At 54.4% G+C, this 16915-nt stretch carries 22 protein-coding genes; 7 read left to right on the top strand and 15 right to left on the bottom strand.

Annotated elements, in window-relative coordinates:
• Nucleotides 1–30 precede the first annotated feature (30 nt).
• From ACXWTF_RS12565 to ACXWTF_RS12600, 8 genes are all read right to left on the bottom strand, one after another.
• On the bottom strand, nt 31–951 hold the full coding sequence (locus tag ACXWTF_RS12565; protein WP_461715331.1) for a hypothetical protein: 921 nt from the start codon (nt 949–951) through the stop codon (nt 31–33).
• 167 nt (nt 952–1118) lie between these two features.
• The gene (locus ACXWTF_RS12570) at nt 1119–1337 is read right to left on the bottom strand and encodes a hypothetical protein (protein ID WP_461715332.1); all 219 of its coding nucleotides are present in this window, start codon (nt 1335–1337) and stop codon (nt 1119–1121) included.
• On the bottom strand, nt 1327–2067 hold the full coding sequence (locus ACXWTF_RS12575; RefSeq protein WP_461715333.1) for a hypothetical protein: 741 nt from the start codon (nt 2065–2067) through the stop codon (nt 1327–1329). The genes ACXWTF_RS12570 and ACXWTF_RS12575 overlap by 11 nt, the downstream gene beginning before the upstream one ends.
• Nucleotides 2064–3953 carry a hypothetical protein gene (locus ACXWTF_RS12580; RefSeq protein ID WP_461715334.1) on the bottom strand — a complete coding sequence of 630 codons (1890 nt, stop codon included), beginning with the start codon at nt 3951–3953 and terminating at the stop codon, nt 2064–2066. Before ACXWTF_RS12580 ends, ACXWTF_RS12575 begins: the two co-directional genes overlap by 4 nt.
• A gap of 110 nt (nt 3954–4063) precedes the next feature.
• A complete protein-coding gene (locus ACXWTF_RS12585) occupies nt 4064–4633 on the bottom strand; it encodes a hypothetical protein (protein WP_461715335.1) in 570 nt (189 codons plus the stop codon).
• 80 nt (nt 4634–4713) lie between these two features.
• Nucleotides 4714–5001 carry a hypothetical protein gene (locus ACXWTF_RS12590; RefSeq protein WP_461715336.1) on the bottom strand — a complete coding sequence of 96 codons (288 nt, stop codon included), beginning with the start codon at nt 4999–5001 and terminating at the stop codon, nt 4714–4716.
• Nucleotides 5002–5011: 10 nt separating this feature from the next.
• Nucleotides 5012–6343: an AAA family ATPase gene (locus ACXWTF_RS12595; RefSeq protein WP_461715337.1), complete on the bottom strand. Its 1332-nt coding sequence runs from the start codon at nt 6341–6343 to the stop codon at nt 5012–5014.
• The gene (locus tag ACXWTF_RS12600; protein WP_461715338.1) at nt 6336–6782 is read right to left on the bottom strand and encodes a hypothetical protein; all 447 of its coding nucleotides are present in this window, start codon (nt 6780–6782) and stop codon (nt 6336–6338) included. Before ACXWTF_RS12600 ends, ACXWTF_RS12595 begins: the two co-directional genes overlap by 8 nt.
• Nucleotides 6783–6831: 49 nt before the next feature.
• Between ACXWTF_RS12600 and ACXWTF_RS12605 the strand changes: the two genes are divergently transcribed.
• The 7 genes from ACXWTF_RS12605 (at nt 6832) to ACXWTF_RS12635 (ending at nt 11751) form a co-directional block, all read left to right on the top strand.
• Nucleotides 6832–7977 (top strand): TlpA family protein disulfide reductase, encoded by a 1146-nt coding sequence (locus tag ACXWTF_RS12605; RefSeq protein ID WP_461715339.1) that lies wholly within the window; start codon nt 6832–6834, stop codon nt 7975–7977.
• Nucleotides 7974–8504 carry a metal-dependent hydrolase gene (locus tag ACXWTF_RS12610; protein WP_461715340.1) on the top strand — a complete coding sequence of 177 codons (531 nt, stop codon included), beginning with the start codon at nt 7974–7976 and terminating at the stop codon, nt 8502–8504. The genes ACXWTF_RS12605 and ACXWTF_RS12610 overlap by 4 nt, the downstream gene beginning before the upstream one ends.
• Nucleotides 8501–9283: a hypothetical protein gene (locus tag ACXWTF_RS12615; protein ID WP_461715341.1), complete on the top strand. Its 783-nt coding sequence runs from the start codon at nt 8501–8503 to the stop codon at nt 9281–9283. Before ACXWTF_RS12610 ends, ACXWTF_RS12615 begins: the two co-directional genes overlap by 4 nt.
• The gene (locus ACXWTF_RS12620) at nt 9280–10233 is read left to right on the top strand and encodes a hypothetical protein (RefSeq protein ID WP_461715342.1); all 954 of its coding nucleotides are present in this window, start codon (nt 9280–9282) and stop codon (nt 10231–10233) included. The genes ACXWTF_RS12615 and ACXWTF_RS12620 overlap by 4 nt, the downstream gene beginning before the upstream one ends.
• Nucleotides 10234–10429: 196 nt before the next feature.
• Nucleotides 10430–10840 carry a hypothetical protein gene (locus ACXWTF_RS12625; RefSeq protein ID WP_461715343.1) on the top strand — a complete coding sequence of 137 codons (411 nt, stop codon included), beginning with the start codon at nt 10430–10432 and terminating at the stop codon, nt 10838–10840.
• Nucleotides 10822–11427 (top strand): mobile mystery protein B, encoded by a 606-nt coding sequence (locus tag ACXWTF_RS12630; protein ID WP_461715344.1) that lies wholly within the window; start codon nt 10822–10824, stop codon nt 11425–11427. The genes ACXWTF_RS12625 and ACXWTF_RS12630 overlap by 19 nt, the downstream gene beginning before the upstream one ends.
• A 33-nt stretch (nt 11428–11460) precedes the next feature.
• Nucleotides 11461–11751, top strand: a complete 291-nt coding sequence (locus ACXWTF_RS12635; protein ID WP_461715345.1) for a hypothetical protein — start codon at nt 11461–11463, stop codon at nt 11749–11751.
• Here the strand turns inward: ACXWTF_RS12635 and ACXWTF_RS12640 are convergent.
• The 7 genes from ACXWTF_RS12640 to ACXWTF_RS12670 all read right to left on the bottom strand — a co-directional run bounded on the left by ACXWTF_RS12640 (nt 11748) and on the right by ACXWTF_RS12670 (nt 16798).
• On the bottom strand, nt 11748–13007 hold the full coding sequence (locus ACXWTF_RS12640) for a hypothetical protein (protein WP_461715346.1): 1260 nt from the start codon (nt 13005–13007) through the stop codon (nt 11748–11750). The genes ACXWTF_RS12635 and ACXWTF_RS12640 overlap by 4 nt on opposite strands.
• Before the next feature lie 113 nt (nt 13008–13120).
• Complete coding sequence (locus ACXWTF_RS12645; protein WP_461715347.1) at nt 13121–13489, bottom strand: hypothetical protein; 369 nt, start codon at nt 13487–13489, stop codon at nt 13121–13123.
• Nucleotides 13482–13805 (bottom strand): hypothetical protein, encoded by a 324-nt coding sequence (locus ACXWTF_RS12650; protein WP_461715348.1) that lies wholly within the window; start codon nt 13803–13805, stop codon nt 13482–13484. Before ACXWTF_RS12650 ends, ACXWTF_RS12645 begins: the two co-directional genes overlap by 8 nt.
• Before the next feature lie 207 nt (nt 13806–14012).
• Nucleotides 14013–14567, bottom strand: a complete 555-nt coding sequence (locus ACXWTF_RS12655; protein WP_461715349.1) for a hypothetical protein — start codon at nt 14565–14567, stop codon at nt 14013–14015.
• An 86-nt stretch (nt 14568–14653) separates the two neighbouring features.
• Nucleotides 14654–16174 carry an exodeoxyribonuclease VII large subunit gene (locus tag ACXWTF_RS12660; protein ID WP_461715350.1) on the bottom strand — a complete coding sequence of 507 codons (1521 nt, stop codon included), beginning with the start codon at nt 16172–16174 and terminating at the stop codon, nt 14654–14656.
• Nucleotides 16171–16356: a hypothetical protein gene (locus ACXWTF_RS12665; protein WP_461715351.1), complete on the bottom strand. Its 186-nt coding sequence runs from the start codon at nt 16354–16356 to the stop codon at nt 16171–16173. The genes ACXWTF_RS12660 and ACXWTF_RS12665 overlap by 4 nt, the downstream gene beginning before the upstream one ends.
• A 61-nt stretch (nt 16357–16417) precedes the next feature.
• Entirely contained in the window at nt 16418–16798 is a 381-nt protein-coding gene (locus ACXWTF_RS12670; RefSeq protein ID WP_461715352.1) for a hypothetical protein, read from the bottom strand.
• Nucleotides 16799–16915 lie beyond the last annotated feature (117 nt).

Below are 16915 nucleotides of genomic sequence, written 5' to 3' on the forward strand. Positions count from 1 at the left end.
ACAAAATTGCTTTCTTCACTTTCTAACCTCCTAGACTGTAGTATCGATCACTTCACCATCGAGGATGAAGGATTTACGTTGGTAGACGCTACTAAGGCGACGGACAAAACTCTCTTTGTAGTTCTCGACGCGCAGCCGCTCCGTGCGGCGGAGGATGAGGATCTTCGCAAAGAAGTAGAAGACGAAGAACGATCCGAATGTCATGGCGAACTGGTAGGAGTTCGTCAGACCATCTTCCACGATCGCCGTGCCGAAGTAGGCCATCACCTTTGACAGCTGCGCGTTTTCAACCAACTCGCTCTGCACGAGCAGCAAAGCACCGGCTTCCACGATGAAGTCATGGAAGGCATAGATGAACACCAGGAAGATGCCGAAGATGAACAGATAGGAGAATTCAACAAAGGCGTAGCCCGAGCGGTACTGTTTGAACATCGCCTTGAAGCGATCCCCGATCACATACTGCCCCGAACTGTAAACGAGATAGGCGGGGCAGAAGAAGCGCCACAACAGCAGCGCGAAGAACACCACCCCTCCGAAAAACTTCAGTGCGGCAAAGTCCGACAAGAACAGAGCGTAGACGATGACGAGCGCAAAAAACTCGAGGGTGAAGCTTGCACCGATCTTTTTTGCGAAAAGCGGGAGTACGGACGCGATATCGCCCGAACCGACGTAATCGCGTTTTTCGGTGTGCAGCTCTGTATCGGAGTTGAACCATGCCCGAAAGCGGTCCTGGATCAAGAAGAACTGGTCGCAAAAATGTCCGTACCCGTAGATGGACGGCGGACGCTTTTCCTTCCTGTTGGCCGCCGCCTTGTCAGTTTTGTAGGGGTCGTTATGGGCGTACGCGTCCCGTCGCTGATGCGGATCGGTGGAGGCATAAGCATCCCGAGCAACATGGGCGCTGTGCGCGCTGTTACTATGACCGCCGTGACTACTGTGCCCGTTGTTCATCAAATCCCTTTGATATTTTTGACACCACAAATGCTGTTATATTCTGCAATGCAGGGTGTTTAATCTGAAATTTCTCGGATTTTACATGACAACTGAAAAAAGGGCAACCCGCAGACTAGCAGCGGGAAATAGGGAGGTATGGAGGTTTGGGAGAGAGGGAGGGACGGCTATTTGCCGCCGTTTTTGTGATACTGTTCGATGAGGGTGTCAAGGGCGTCGGCAATCTTTTCAGCCTTCTTCATCAGCTCTACTACCTCCGGGGGCATATCCTCGGGCAGCATCCCTGCGCTTTGGACGATTTCGTCATACCGGAGCGCAAAACGGATGATCCGTTCACTGCTTGTCGAACGTGCATATTTCAGCAGGTCGCAATTTTTATTTTTCACTTTCTTCCTCCGCCATAGTCGACCTCATCTTCTCAACTTCGATATCTCTCGAAAGTTCGTCGAATTGCTCGAACAGCTTGATATTCGGGTTGAACGTTTCGGGTTCCTTCTGTCGCCCGGAGGCCCTGGCGCTTTCCTCGCTCACCCTGTGCCCCACGATTGCGATGATCGAGCTGAGGGGCTTTTGCTTCATGCTGTACCCCTCCACTTTGCCGGAGAGGTGCTTAATGTACTCAAGGGATTTTAGCTCATGGTGCATGCCAAGGTCAATGTGAAGCGCCTGCATCAGTTTGTTCATCTTCCCGATATCGTGGAACAGCGCCACCATCATCATCAGGGCCAACTCATTCCTCGACTCGATCTTCAGGCCGTCCTCTCTGCGTGAGTTGTACGCCTCGATCATGAGGTTGATAATCGAACGGATATGCTCGAGAAGCTTCACCCGGTACAGCACTTCGTAGTAGCCATGCTTGTATTTGCCATCGTTCTTATTCCGTTTGGAAACTGACGGCGCCGTGGCAACGTCATAGCGGTCCATGTCCTCAAACAGCGGCACAAGCAAATCGTAATACCCGTCGGCATACTCCATCACCAGCTCGAAAAGATCGTACAGCTCATCACTCTGCAGATTGATCTCGATATCCTTCGCCCTCTGCTCACGCTTCTGGCGGCCGGCCGCGATCTCGTCATTGAGCGTCAGCAGCATCTTGAGGATGTAGTTATGTTTCACGAAAAATCCTTCTCGAATTGGGAAAAGAGCGCAACGGTTTTGGCATTCTTTTTCTGCTCGACCTGGCATAACATAGCATCCGGTGTCTTTCCGCAGGCGCGGTGAAGCGCATCGTGACGGACTATGCAGAACACGTCAGTTGCTGAAACGTCGCCGCACCTTAGCACCTTCCGCGCCCTGCTGCAGCACGTCGGCGAGAGTTGATCGAAATACCCATTGAGCTTGTCAAAAGAAATCCTGCCCGACTGCTCTTGGAAGTAGCCCTGCACGGATCCCTCTGCGTAATGATCGCGCAGACAGTAGACGAAACAGCGGAGCGTCACGTACCCGTTTCCATCCTCATCCACAAAGGCGTAGCGGTCTATGAACGGGGCGCGGAACGCCTGCGCGATAACCTCGCTCACAATCTCCTCGTCCAGGGCGCCGTCGAAAGCTCCGCGGCCAATGCCCTCCGCCGCCCCATCGCCGACCGCCTCCGCGAACATCGCCATCGGGTCCGGTTCAACCGCTTCCACTTCACCCGGGGCAACGGGCAAAACAACAGCTTCGGTTTTATCGCCGCCGACCTCGTCAAATACAGGCGGCGCTTTAGCCTCACTCTCCGTTGCACCTCTGCGGCGCTTCTTATGCTGTCGCTTGCGGATACGTTTGGCATCTTCAACTGCCTGCGCTTTCTCGTCGCCGCCTTCGCCGTCACCCCCCGTCTGAATTCCGGTGTTCTCTGCTGCACCAATCGTCTCAAAGACAGGTGCCGACACGGTGCCACTCGGCTTCGTCTCTTTGGGCTGATCTTGAGACGGCCCTGCGTTGGCCTGACTATTCGCCAGCGTCTTACTCACAAGGTCCGTGAGAAGATCCATGCGCTTCGTCTCCCTCTCCCTCTCGTCGTCAAGCTTTTGCATCATTACGGCGATCTTTTGATTATCTTGGTCCTCTTTTGTGCTTTTTTTCTGCTTCGGCTGCTCGGCCATCGTTATCAAACCATTCTCGCCGAACACCACCCCCTCTTCGGCAAGCTTCTCGTAATCAACAATGGGTGCGGAATTGCTTGCCCGTCTGGCGATGTTGGTAATACGCCGCTTATTATCTTGCTTGACTTCTGCGCTGATGCTTTTGAGCAAACAGACATAGCAGGTATCGCGGCGCCCTTTCGCCACAACGCGGTCGGCTTCGTTCAGACGACGGATCCGTTCGACAAAGTTCTTCTCGTAAAAAAACTCACCGACCTTTACCTCGCGCTCCTCCACACGCCGGACAAATTCGACGAGCAGCGACGCAAGATCAATCGCCTCGATCACATCATCAACCTTCTGGTGGTCGATCATGCGAAGATTGACGATGTATTCGCCGTAGAGATTGACGTCGATCGCATTGGGGAAGTAGCGGGCAAGGAAAAAAATCTGGAAAGTGGTGGTGCTGACCATTTCCCCGCTATCGGTCCGCAGGCGAAGTTCTCCCAAGAGATCGTCGATACTTTTATGCAGCGTCGTCTTGTTCTTTTCTTCGTTGGTACGCAGCGTCTTGATAAAACGATCTTGAACCTCCGCGCGCTCCTGCTCGGTAGCATACTTGTCGGTCGCACCCAGCAGCGACTCAAGACCTGCGCCGACAAAGGTATCAATACCGAGCAGTTGAGAGAGGCTATACTCATCCAAGATATCCCCCGTCTTTTTTACGGTGAGATTGTCTGCAGCCCGGCCGGACCTGGCAAGCTTACTGTCGATCTCCTTCGCCACCGATCTGCGATGACGGTTATCGTTGCGAGAACTGAACAGGAGCATGTAAACGATACTTACCCCCGCCAAGGCTATTACACCGTAAACCATGAGTTCGACGAACTCCCTGGACCCTGAAAAAAAAGCTGCTTCTAAGCCGCCAGTATCCAAACCCGATCCTTTCCAAATGCTACCCGGCTCGCGCACTAAAATATATTTTTATTTATATATTTAACAAGCTAGATATTTATTTATATATTTATATTATCTATATAGGGGTTTCAGGCGTACACCTGCCCCTCGTACTCTTTGAAAGAGGGGTAGAAAGGTGCCTTCCCAACCCTCCTCCAAAAGGCGGTGCATTTGGTCGCAAACGCCTCCTCTTTCATACCGATGCTGTACTTGTAAAGCGCGTCAAGCAGCTCGTGGCTTCCCGCTTGCTTTCCGAGGTGCAGGTCGTAAAACGGCAGCAGTCCGTACTGGGCATATACCTCATCGCGTTTGAACACGTAGGTGTAGTAATACGACGCATTGCTCCTGTTCTGATAATACCCTGAATACATCACCTCGTGCAGCGTGCCGAAAATCTCGATGAAAAAGACGCGCCGGAAACGAATGTGCTTTGGCTTGTTTGAGGTGAACCAATATGAGATTCTGGCAAGATCCTCTTCATCCACATCATAGGTCTTTTCAATGTACTCGATATAGGTGCTGATGAACCACCCTTGCTCGATGCCGAAAATATTGCGCTCGGGAAGCGATACCGTTACGGGAAAAGTGTCATAGACATCCTCACGCGATGCACGGTATTCATTCACCTCCAATGCACGCTCGAGAACGTACCGAAGCAACTCCGCAAAATCGGACGAACACGCAACCGTCGTTATGAGGTTGGCGGCGCACCGAGCGTCCAATACTCTTTTGGTTCCATTCATACGTTAGAACCGGACGTATCTGCCCCGGCGTCGGGTACGGATTTCTGCTTCGTTTTCTGGCCTCTGTGACGTTGCTTATGTTCGTCGATTTGATCACCGAGCTGATCATAGTCGAACGCGGTCAGAAACTGCGTGATAAGCGAGTTGACGGAAACGCCTTTTCTCTCGATGTTTTTCATCTTCTCGACTACATCGAACGGAAGCTCCAGTTTGCCTTTGACGGTGTAGTTCTCTTTGAGCAGTTCTGCAACGTCAATATTCACGAAATCATTTCTTTTTTCCATAGTCATTCTCCTAGAATTGTGTGTAGTCTGAAACACTGTTCACGCCGCTGACAAATTCAGTGAGCTGTTCAGCTTGCGCTTCTGCCTTCTTCTTGAGTTCCATATTGCGCCGCAAGATGGTCTCGTCAAAGGTGTGGTTTTTATAGCCTCTCAAGAAGATATTATTCTCGATCAGCGACTCGTACAGGAGACACCCCTTATGTGCCGCATCGATCTTCTCGAGACGACCGATGATCACCCGCATATTGCCCAGGACGGTTTTAGTGTCTCTGAGCATGGATTGAAAGCGCGCCTCGTCCTCCTCTTTGAATTGATCGAACTGCGCCTCATATCCAACAAAATGACGTAGGTTTACGTCGTAGTAAGACATGTTCTCATCGAAGATCGTGGTGGTATCCGCCAGGTCACTCTCAAATGCGTCTTTTCTACCAAAAATGAAATTCCAAATTGCCTCCTTTAGTTTGGTTCGTTGCGTGAAATTTTTCCAGCCAATATGCATCAGCAGGAAGAAGTCTGAAATATCGATTTGACTCCGGCCATTCATGAACGCGGAAGCCTTGAACACGTCGATCGCCGATCCAAGTTTCCTGTCGCTGATATCAATGCCGGAATTAATGATCGTTTTGCTCAGCCTGACGTAGAGGTCCACCAGCTGATCCGGGAAGGCGATTTTTGGCACCATCGAGGAGATATAGGCAATATCGTCACGTGTCATGCGGTAGGCGAAGTCCATGTGCTGCACATAGTCTCCGACGAAGTAGCGTTTGAGGTTTTCCTCGTCCTGGATGCGTATGACCTCATACCGTACGACGAAACGGTCGTCAAAAGGGGCCAGTACATCATCCTGCGGGAATTCATTACTTGCAGCGAAGAATGCCTCGAGCTCCAGCTCGATCATCCCCACGCCGCGCTGGAAATAGGTCCGCTTGCGCGAGGTGACCGGCAGGAAGGAGTTGAGCGTCTTTGAGTCCCCCTTCCATATCTCGTCTATAAAGGCTATGTGCGCGTCGAGAACCGTATCCTCGCGGTTATACACCGTCACGCCGTTCTCCTCCTCGCGCGAAGTGCCGAACAGCTCCTCGTACTTGGTGCCCTTAATGATGAGGTATTCGAAGTATTTCATATCCTCAGTGGCATGCTGCAGGATCTCGACCGCATAGGTCTTGGCGACCCCCGGCTTACCGATCAGGAAAAGGTTGGAACGCGAAGCGAGAGTGAGGATAATCAGACGGCTCAGCTCCGCACGCTCGATCATCCGTTCGTCGAGCGAATCGATCAGGGTTTTGATCACATGACGCACGTCCCTGCGAACGTCAAATTCGAGCGCGACTGCCTTACTCACTGGCACCACCGCCAAGCCGTTTTACGATCCCCTCGGCCTGCTGCGCCATCGCCCGCGCATCCTCAACTGAAACACGTATATTTTCGGTGATTTCACCGTCACGGATCGCATCGTCGATATGCGCGAGAGCCGCGTTAATATCCTTGCCGATTTGCGCCAGATGAAGATTGCGCAGTACGGCAAGATCGACATACCTTCCGCCGACACTGTAACGCTCAATAATTTCGTTGATAATGTACAGGTCTTCGGAAGAAAATGCGGTCGACGAAATCTTGTCAATCAGCTTGCGTTTTTGGCGCTCCTCGGAATGGACCACCTTGCGCTTTTTTCCACGGGTCTTTTTTGCCGCTGAATTCATGTGCACCTCCTGGGTTGCAAGTTGGGCATTATAACTGTTTGTTTCAGTTTGTAAAAGGCGCAGATTGTGCGGGTTGGTCATATCACACCTTTGGGCTATACTTCGAGGAAATTCACTAGGGAGCACGTGCATGAGAAAAGCGATTCTCGCCTCCGCGGCGGCCATCGCCCTGCTTTTCCCGGTCGCCCAGGCCGCCGATAAAGAGCAGAATGTCGAGCGGGGACGATACTTCGGCGAGTTCGACGCCAACGACGCGAATAAGACCACCAAAGGCAAAAAAAGTCCTGAGCAGCTGCTCGCTGAAATCCTCGAAACGGAGAAGAAACAGCTCGAGGTCCAGAAGAAGATGCTGGCGATCCTGCAGGACACGTTCGACCCGCAGCCGAAGAAGATTGTCGTCAATGGAAAAGAGTGCATCGAAAATGAGTCTGCAGAGTGCTATCGGACCCCGCTCACTCCTTTTGCCAAAAGTATCCCTGCTATCGCCGCGTGGGTGTCGAACCCCACCATCGACACGGCCGCCAACTATATGAGCTGGTACGTGAAGCATACCGATCACGCCGAAGAGGGCTCATACGTCCTGCAGCTTGCGAAAGCTCAGTACGGTGACAAGGCCGCGCCGATGAACCTCAACCGACCGGAGTTCATGCACCCCTTCGGCGGCCAGACAAGCGCGATGCGCGAAAAAACCGTCAGCCGCCTCGTGAACGAGGTGCTTAAAGACGAATACGAGCTGTTCGTGTTCATGGGGCTCGACTTCCAAGGCGACGCCTTCGCCATGCCCGCCCTGGCGAAAATCGCGCAGAACATGGACGGGGCAAAAATCACGTTGGTGCACTACAGCACGGATACGCAGTCCAAACTGCAGGCGTTCTCCAAGAAGTTCAAAGAGATGCGCACGATCCTCGACCACACCGACGGGCAGATCGTCGGCGAGCACTACTTCACCGAATTCGGGGTCTACGCCACCCCCTCCGTGCTGATCCGGCTCAAAAACGGCGATACGCAGATGCTGGCTGTCGGCAAGGTCGGGCAAAGCGCTCTCGAGAACGATATCCTGCGCTACCTCAAGCTCAAAAAGGTGATCAAGCCGAACTACCTGGTCGATTACAAGTCGTGGCAGGACTCCACGCACGTACAGGACAACTTCTGGAACACCTACAACTACGTGCCGAACGTGAACCTCTACAACTACCATACGGACAAAGAGCCGCTTGACCCGCCGGCGATCGATGCCGTCGAGGAGATGAAGCCAAAAGAGGGGGGTGCAGAGTGACGGCCAAGGGGCACACCGTCCTCGCCATGAGCGCGGCGATGCTCGTCGAGCGCGAATGGCTCGATCTCGACGCGGCCATGATACCGATGTACTACGGCATCATCCTGTTTGCCTGCCTGTTCCCCGATATAGATGAGCCGAAATCGCGCATTGGAAGGCGTCTGCCGCTGTCGCACTTCCTCAAATTCATGGGACTCGAGCACCGGGCGTGGACGCACCGCCTCATCCTGCCCCTGATCATCGCCGCGGCTGCGCTGCTGGCCGACGATGCCTACATACGGCTCTGGATCCTGAGCTTCGCGTTCGGCGTACTGCTGCACGACGTCGGCGACCTTCTCACCAAAGGGGGCATAGACGGATTCTTCTGGCCGCTGTTCCCCGAAGCGAAGGCAGGACTACTTCCACGCAGTTTGCGCTTCTACACCCGCAGCATCCACGAGTACGCCCTTATCGTGCTCATGGTTGCCCTCGACGCCTTCTACTGGCGCGACACCATTCCATTTATCCAGGGAGGACCCTTTTCGTGAAACCACTTTCCATTCTGGCCGCCGGCGCGCTGATCGCCGCATTTGCCCCATCGCTGCAGGCGAAGTGCCCGGGGGACACCCCGCGGCTGATGCTCGATGCGGGCCTCTCCGTGTACGCGCAGCAGTACGAGCTCGGCGGTGACAAGGTGACCGCCTTTGACGGTTACGACTTCCTCGGGGGCGACCTGGGGGCGAAGGTGCGCATCGCCGACGGCCTCGTCACCGGCAATGTCTCGCTGATCGGCCTCCACGGGCGCCTCGCGGGCGGCCGTGTCAGTCTGGAGGCGGGCGGCAGTACGGATTATATGCTGACCGGGTTCTCTCTCGGCTACTATGAGATGGCCATCGAGCGCGAATACATCGAGTACCTTTTCATCGGCGGCGGCTACATGTCGAGCGAGCGCAACGACTCCCCGGACCTCATCCGCTACAAGATCCCCTACGCAGAAATCGGCTACAGCTACTCGTTCAAGACCTATTCGCCGCTGTGGATCGGCATTGAGCTCGGCGGACGCTACGCCATCGCTCCCAAGGCCGACGTCAAAACCTCCTTCGCGGGGCAGACGGTCGAACCCTCCCAGGGGTACGGCTTCGATATCGGGATTCCCTTTACATGGCCCTCCTCTACCGACACGGACATGAGTGTGCGCCTGGGGTACGAGCGGTGGCAGTACGCGGGATCGAACACCATCAACGGCATTTCACTCGACAGGGGCACTGAGGAGCGCGTGACGCTTCGCATCGGGATCCGGTTCAATCTATTCAAGGAGAACAATTGAAAACGAAACACTTCGCTACGGCACTGCTGCTGGCCGTCCTGTTGATCGGTTGCGAGTACAACGACGATCTTTCGAGCTCGAACGGCGGCGTCGACGACAACGGCACGGTCGTTTCGGCATCAGTCACCGGGATCCGCGACGGCACCCTCGAGTTCTACCTCGACAACCAGACGTACCAGATCAGGGAGAACGGCGTATTCAGTACCGACGAGATCCCCGCGGGCTACACCGTCTCCCTCGACGAGTACACGAACGGTGGTGAGTTCACCGACCTGTGCTTCCTGTTCGACAACGTCGACATCAACTCATCGCTCGATCATATCGTCGAGTGTTACCCCAATGAGGTGGGGTTCAGTGAGAAAAGTGTCGGTTTCGGCGCCTACCATTTTGCTATCGGCGTATCGCAGCGCGTCCTTTATTCGAGCGAACACTCCCTCATAGACGTCAACGAGAGCGCCCCGGAGGACAACATCACCATCGAGACCTATACGAAACTCAAAGGGCTCTTTTTCGACGATTGGATTCACGGCGACTGGTCATACTATACCCTCGAAGAGGCGCGTTTACCCGGGGGTGATTCGATCTACACCCTGCATGACCAGGTGCGCGCCCTGCTGACGTACGAGCCCTACGTCAACGCCGTGGACGACCTCTATGTCTTTGACAGCTACCCGCTCGTCTCCAAAGAGTACCTGGTGACGCTGACGGGACCCCGGCGGCCGATGCAGGTGGCCCGCTACATCGCTGCTTCGTTGCGCGCAGCGCTCGGGGCCGACCCACTGGGTGCGCTGCCGCATGTCGACCCCGAAGCAACGGCCAGCGGCCAAATGACGATCATGGTGGCATTGTTCGGCTACGATTCGGCCGGGCGCGTCCTCTATTCGATCGGGGTCACCTCCGGCGAACTCGCCGCGTCGGGACAGCACTTCCCCACGCCACGCTTCAAGTAGGCGACACCCTCGATCGGTAAATCCGATTGTGACCACCCACGCGCTTTTAAATGCACCCGGCGTGCCGATTGAAGCCTGAAGCGGTTTTTTCGACACTGGCCCACGTACGGGCGCACGGTGCCAAGAAATACCGCGCAAGCCCCGCCATTCGCTATAATTACCGTAAATACATGCCATTGGCAAAGGGGAGGATGCGATGCGTCAAGAACTGCTAAGCACACGGAAGCTGCTGAATGTACTGCGAAACCGCAAGTACACGCTTCGCTTTTCCGACACCGATATCGCCAACGTCTCGAACGTCTCCCCGAAGATCATCAAAAAGACGCTCTCCGGAAACCACCCGGACCAGGACACCATCGAGAGGATCGCGGCGCTTCTCGGCGTGATGATCGAATATCAGAAGCAGCAAGTCACCGTGAGATCGACGAAACCCGTTTACGATACCCGCGTCGACATACTGGCCAAGTCGGTGGTCTCCCGGGTGATGAGGTCGTCGGCGCTCGAGCTGCAGGCCCCCGACTACGACGCGGCCAAAAAAATCTTTGACGACACGGTCAAACGCATTAAGGGGATGCCCAAGGAGAAAGTGTGGCGCATGAAGACGTAGGGGGCATAACGTTCGAAAAGCCGGGGGAAACGCCCCTGGATGATATCTCGGGCCTGATCCCGGATATCCATACGCGCAAGGAGCTTGACGAGCATGAAGCGGCCAATCTCGCCAAGGCCGAGGTCGATTACTTCCTCGACCCCGACGCGCTGAATGAAGCCACGATCGACGAGCCCTTCTTCAGAAAGGTTCACGCCGCCATGCTCTGTGATGTGTGGACCTGGGCGGGCACGTACCGCACGACCGCGACGTCGATCGGCGTAGAGGCAAATCAGATACGCCAGCGCCTCTACCACCTGCTCAGCGATCTGGCGTTCTGGACCGAGCACTGGAATTACCGTGAAACCGCGACGCGGCTGCACTACACGCTGGTCAAGATCCACCCGTTTCCCAACGGAAATGGCCGCTGGTCGAGGCTGATGACGGATATCTGGCTGAAAAAGAACGGCAAAAGCGCATTAAAGTGGGGAAGCGGTGCGGATCTCGTGAATGCGGGGGAAGAGCGCACGGCGTATATCGACGCGCTGAAAGCGGCCGACAACGGGGATTACACGCCGCTGCAGAACTTTATGTTCCCCAAAAACTGATCTGCCCGATCATTGAGCGAGGAGCAAATCAGCGTGCCAAAATCTACCGAATACTACATCGAGACGATCATGCGCAACCTCATCGTGGGCGACGAGAGCGACGCTCAGCATAGCGAGGTCTTCACCAAGCATTGCGCGATGAGGTTCGAGCCGTTCATCGCGCGCACAGAGTGGGGGTATTTTGCGAAGTTCTGCAACGAGAAGATGGACGACACCATGCTGATGGTGGGCAGCGGTAGCACCGTCGCCGCAGCCATGCAGGACCTGATACGCAGGATGATCGCCGTGGGGGTGCTTAAGGCCGAGGCGATGCAGGGCGTTTAGGCAGGAGGCGTATTGGTTAAAAAGGTCCGTTCCCACTTCTCAAGCAGGCGCTTATCGTCCTTGTCGAGCACCCTGTACTTCAGCGTAATGGATCCCGGATAAAACGCGATATCGTCTATCGCAACCCGGCACTCCTCTGGCGACCACGCCGTAAAATGGACGAAATCTTTCTTGGCGACCCCCGGCTGCGTCTCTGGAGAGCGTGCGGCACCGGAAAGAATCCTTTTCCGTAAACCCCAAAACTCACCATCCATTAACACCGGCTCCAGCCTGTCGTATGCCAGCGGCACCGTTTCCCGACTCTGCACCCTGCCCCACATTCCCCGGGCAATTTCCCGGACAAAGTTCCTGTCGGGCACCATAGTAAACCCTTTTTCGCCGATATGGAGAACATGGTCGAAAAGGTACTCTGACAGCATACTCCTGGGCAGGTTGAAATCGCGGCCGTAGCTTCTTTTGTCCCAGTCTCCCGAAGAGAGCCTGCCATGAATGGATTTGAGCCCGCCATTGATGCTGTTGACGGCATGAGGCGCGCTGACGCGCTCTTTTTGACGGTACGCCGCAGCGGACTTCACGGCCTGGTAGATAAGCATATACATTTCGCTGTTGGAGTAGATCCCGGTATATTCTCTGATCGCCTGCATGATCGCTTCGCCGACATGCTCCGTTGGCAGGTTATATTCGTCCATCTTCAAATAGAGGTAGCCGAGCGCGTCGTCATAATTGACACTGACCCAAAGCTCATAGAGTTCATCCCCGAAATCATCGGCATTTTTATCATCCGCCGCCATCGTTGTTAGCACCTGATCGAGTGCGGATTCAAAGTCGCCGGAGGAGAGTTTTCGGTACAGCGGAACATAGCGCTCCGGATCCGCGCCCATGATGTTGCTGGGAAGCTTTTCGATACTCCCGTAGGCATGTATGTTGTCGACGATGTTTGGCAGCCACATACACCGCATATAGTAGTATTCGCTGATCTCGTCGTCTCTTACGATAAGACTCTTGGGGTCGGATGCTTCGTGGAGCCATATAAGCCCGTTGTCGTAGAGTTTCTTCAGCACCTTCCCTGTATTCTGGCTGACGCTGCACAAATATTTTTTCGGGAAATCCCCGAGCGGTCCGATCTTGTGAATGTCGTCGGTGGTAAACCCGTAAAGAAGCGCACCGAAGTAAAGCGCTTCGGCGACGCCGTAAGCACCAAGATCTGAAAGAAACCCGCTGCTGTTTTCCCTCTGTATGATCTCTGCAGTATCCATTGCCCCTCCGCCTGCGCTTGCTGTTGCTGACGCGCGCTCTATTTTGCCAGATAATACCATAGTGGCGGGGTAATAGATGAAATATAGCACCTTGCAAGCGACGCCGGAAATGGTTACCGGGTTAAAAAGTTCCCCATCGTCACCCTCTCCTCCTTCGGCAGCAGCTGCGCCAGCTCGTAAATATATTTCTGCAGCACTTCATTGGTTTTCAATCCGTCCAGGTCTTCGCTGTCGAATGCTTGCGCCAATTTGCGGCCCATACGTTCCCCCATGTGTGCCGCTGCCATAATTATCTCCCTTGCGACACCGATCTCCCTTAGCTGCTGCATCTCTTCGAGGGTAATCGTCAAATTGACGGACTGGATGCGATCTATCGGGTCGTACCCTGAAAACGATTGATGCAGGGGAATGGTGGTAATAGCCCTGAACATCTCTATAGCACTCACAGTCGAGACGTATGCCGCCATATATTTTTCATTCACCAGCCACTCCTCCTTCGAATACCTTTTGAATTCCCGCGAACAGGGCTGTATAACCCCCCTTAGTCCTTATCTCCTGTGGGATGTTCTCGACGCTTTCCATGCTGTAGTTGTAATCGAACGTCGCCACAAAATCCTTCATATAAATCGAATTGAACTCAACCTTGTACTCAAGGAACGCATTGTCGTCATTCATGGTATGGATGCGCAGCATGCGATCAATCTGATCATAATGGAGTTCTACGTCATAGCTTCTCGCTAAATCCAGCAGCGGTTTGGTAATCTCTATTTCGCCCTTGGTGGCTTTTAAAATTTTCATCGTTCGTCTCCTTTTGTCTTGGCTGTCAGTATTGTAGAAAAAAAGAAAAACCCGCTCAATTCCCGATAGGGAGTATTTAGTAATTCGATACCAAATTGGCCGGACGAACCATTGTAGATGAAAGAAAAAACGCGTGCAATCATGCATATATTAAATCGGAGAGGAATAAGGGAATCCCGCCGCCAGAAGCAGTGATGGAGGGATTATTTACGCGGGATCACCTTCGGATATACTCAGCCTTTCCCTGGCCGATTTGAGCAGCATCCCCCTCAGTTCATCTTTGAGTTCATCGCCGATGAGTCTGGTCCCATCATCGGGGTGCGTGCTCTGCAGTGCGCGAATGATCTCATCGAAAAGGATATCATCATCGATCCCGTTACGGATGTAGTAATCCCTGATCGCCTCCTTCCCCTTCGAGCTGATCGTCTCATAGAACCCTTTGACGGCGGCGTAGTCCTTTCGCAGCATCTTCGTACTTTGATCGTTATTGAGCGACGCTGTAGACGCGCATAGCAGCAGCTGCTCCTCGATGGCGTGTTCGGCCACGCCCGTCAGCGCAAGCAGGTCGTCCTCCTCTTCAAAACTGCAGAGCGTCAAATGGCCGTCCTTCACCATCTGCTGCTTCAGCTCATCGAGACGTTTTTGAAGGTGCGCGATACGTTCGGGCGGTGTTTTCGGATGAGGTTTCGAGAGTGAAACGCCGGCGTAGGCCAAGATGGTCCCGACGCCATCGTGCATGCTCCTGATGGTATAGGGGTACATGGCGGATCTCCTTTTGTGAGTCTAAGCTATTTTACCGAAACGAGGGGACATTTTTCTGGCATCGCGTCTACTCTTATAAGACCCGTCTACCCTCGCATGAGCAGAAGATAGACGACGGCGCCGGCAAGGGCCAGTATCACAAGAACGGCACCGGCGGCAAGCAGAAGATTACGTTTTCGTTCCTGCTGCCGTTCGGTTTCTGCTTTTGCCTTCATATCGAGCGCGGCCGCAGTGGCGTTGATTTCGCGCGACAAGGCATCGATGTGCGTCTCGGCCTGGTGCCGCAGTAATACAACCCCGGACGTGACGGCGGCGCCGGCGACGTTAAGCACAGCGCGCTTGTGCTGAACGATAGCGTCTTGATGCCCCTGCAGGTTGCGTTCGATCATTTGCAAGACGTTCTGTCGCCTGGTAAGAATCGCGGCGACGTTGGCTTGAATCTGGTCCATTTTGCCCCTGACCTTGTTCTTGAAAGCGTCGCGGGTGGTACGCAGATGCGCGCCGATCCGGTCATCGCGGCTCGATAGGCGGCTGCGGCTGGCCGCCGCAAGCGCAAGCAGCTCACTCTTGATGGTAATGCCGCGCCGCTCCAGCCTGTGCTGCAGACTGGCCGACAGTTCCGGCAGCTGCTCGAAAAAACGTGCAGCGGTCCGGAGACGGTCGTACTCGCGGGCGCCGCAGGTGTGGCTGTTGTTTTCCACTCCCTTCTGCCGCGCATCGAGGCGGTGTCGTGCGCCGGCGGCGAAAAAGCGATTGCTTTCTCCGATGCTCTTCAGCAGGTGGAAGTACTCGTCCCTGCGCTGCAGGTTGTGGGTGTGTATCATCTTCGCAAAGGCGCTTGGGGTATCAGCGCACACGTCAGCCACGTTGTAGATAAAGGGGCGGTCCACCTCGTGCCCCAGGGCGACGGCGACGGGTAGCTTGGCGGCGGCGATCGCGGCGATAATGCTTTCTTCCGAGAACATATCCATCGCGTCGTCCTCCCGGCCCCCGCGGTAGAGCACCACGAGGTCATGCCGGTCGGGATCCGCCGCGCCGATCGCACCGGCGATCGCTTCGGAGCTTTCGCAAAATGCAATTTCGACCGCATTAGGGTTGGTGAGTCCGATGTTCTCGCCGATATCGGTCTGGATCGTCGAACTCCGGCTCGTGAGGGCAAGTACCCGGAGCACCAGCGGCGGCAGGGGACGTTTTGGGCGTTCATACACGCCATTGGCGCGGCAATAGGCATCCAGCCGCCGTTTCAGCAGTTCGCGGTTGGATACGCCGGTCTCCCGCAGCTCGTCAACGGTGATCTGGATGGTGGTGTTGTAGCGGTTGATCCGGACGTCCTTGATGCGCACATCGAATTTGGCATCGCCCTGATGCTCCGGGTAGGCCTGCAGGAACCGTTGAATGACGTCGCAGGGGATATAGAAGCTGATGCCGCGGATAATGCCCTCTTCGCGTGTGCTCCCTTGAAAAAAGGGCTTTCCGTTACATTCGAGCGTACCGGGGATGGAAACGTCGGTAATGAGCATGCCTCGGAAGAGGTCGACGTTGCTTTGGAGGAGAGAGTTTACCTTCTCTTGGAACTGTTCGAGGGTGACGGTGGCGGGGGGATTCACTGCTGCAGGTTCTTGAAGTTTTCGTCCAGGAACTTTCTCATATCAATAACGATGGCCCGGGCTTCCTCCCGGAGCTCCAGTACCGCCACCATGTCAATACGGTCCTCATCGCTCATTTGCTTGAGCTTCTGCTCGATTTGTCCTAGACGGGTCTCTTTCTCCATGTATTCGGTGGGGGTCATGTCACTCCTTTATAATAACGCCCGTACGGCAGCGCTCTGGATCTGCTTGCATAATATAACCCTACCGCTGGGTATACGTTTTCCCCTCGAGACCATCAATCTTTGTGGCGAACAGGTTAAAAAGCTTCCAGTGTTTCAAAAAATCGGCGAGGGTGGCGTCTGTGTCAAAACGCTTCACGATAACGGGGTCAGCCGCGTCGATATAGCTCTTGACCGTATCATACTCGCCGGCGCCGATCCCCTCGGCTTCTACATCAATAGTGACGACAGTGATATCCAAACGCTGCTCGCTACTCCAGATATCGATAGCTATCGGAAAATAGCGGGTGGTATCTATTCCGTTCTCTTTAGCAAATTCGTGAATCCCCTTGTTGTGAGCCTCATCCATCGCGACACTCCCTTTGAGATCATCGTAGTGAACGCTTGCGCCAAATGTTTCCATGAAAATCCTTTTTTTATTGATGGTCTCAATTCTACTCTTCAAAGCTGAACAAAGCCCTCAAATGCCGATGCCGCCGTTCCCGGGGATAATCTCAAACTATGTTGGCGGTGCGACTTT

Source organism: Thiomicrolovo sp. ZZH C-3 (assembly GCF_054862725.1).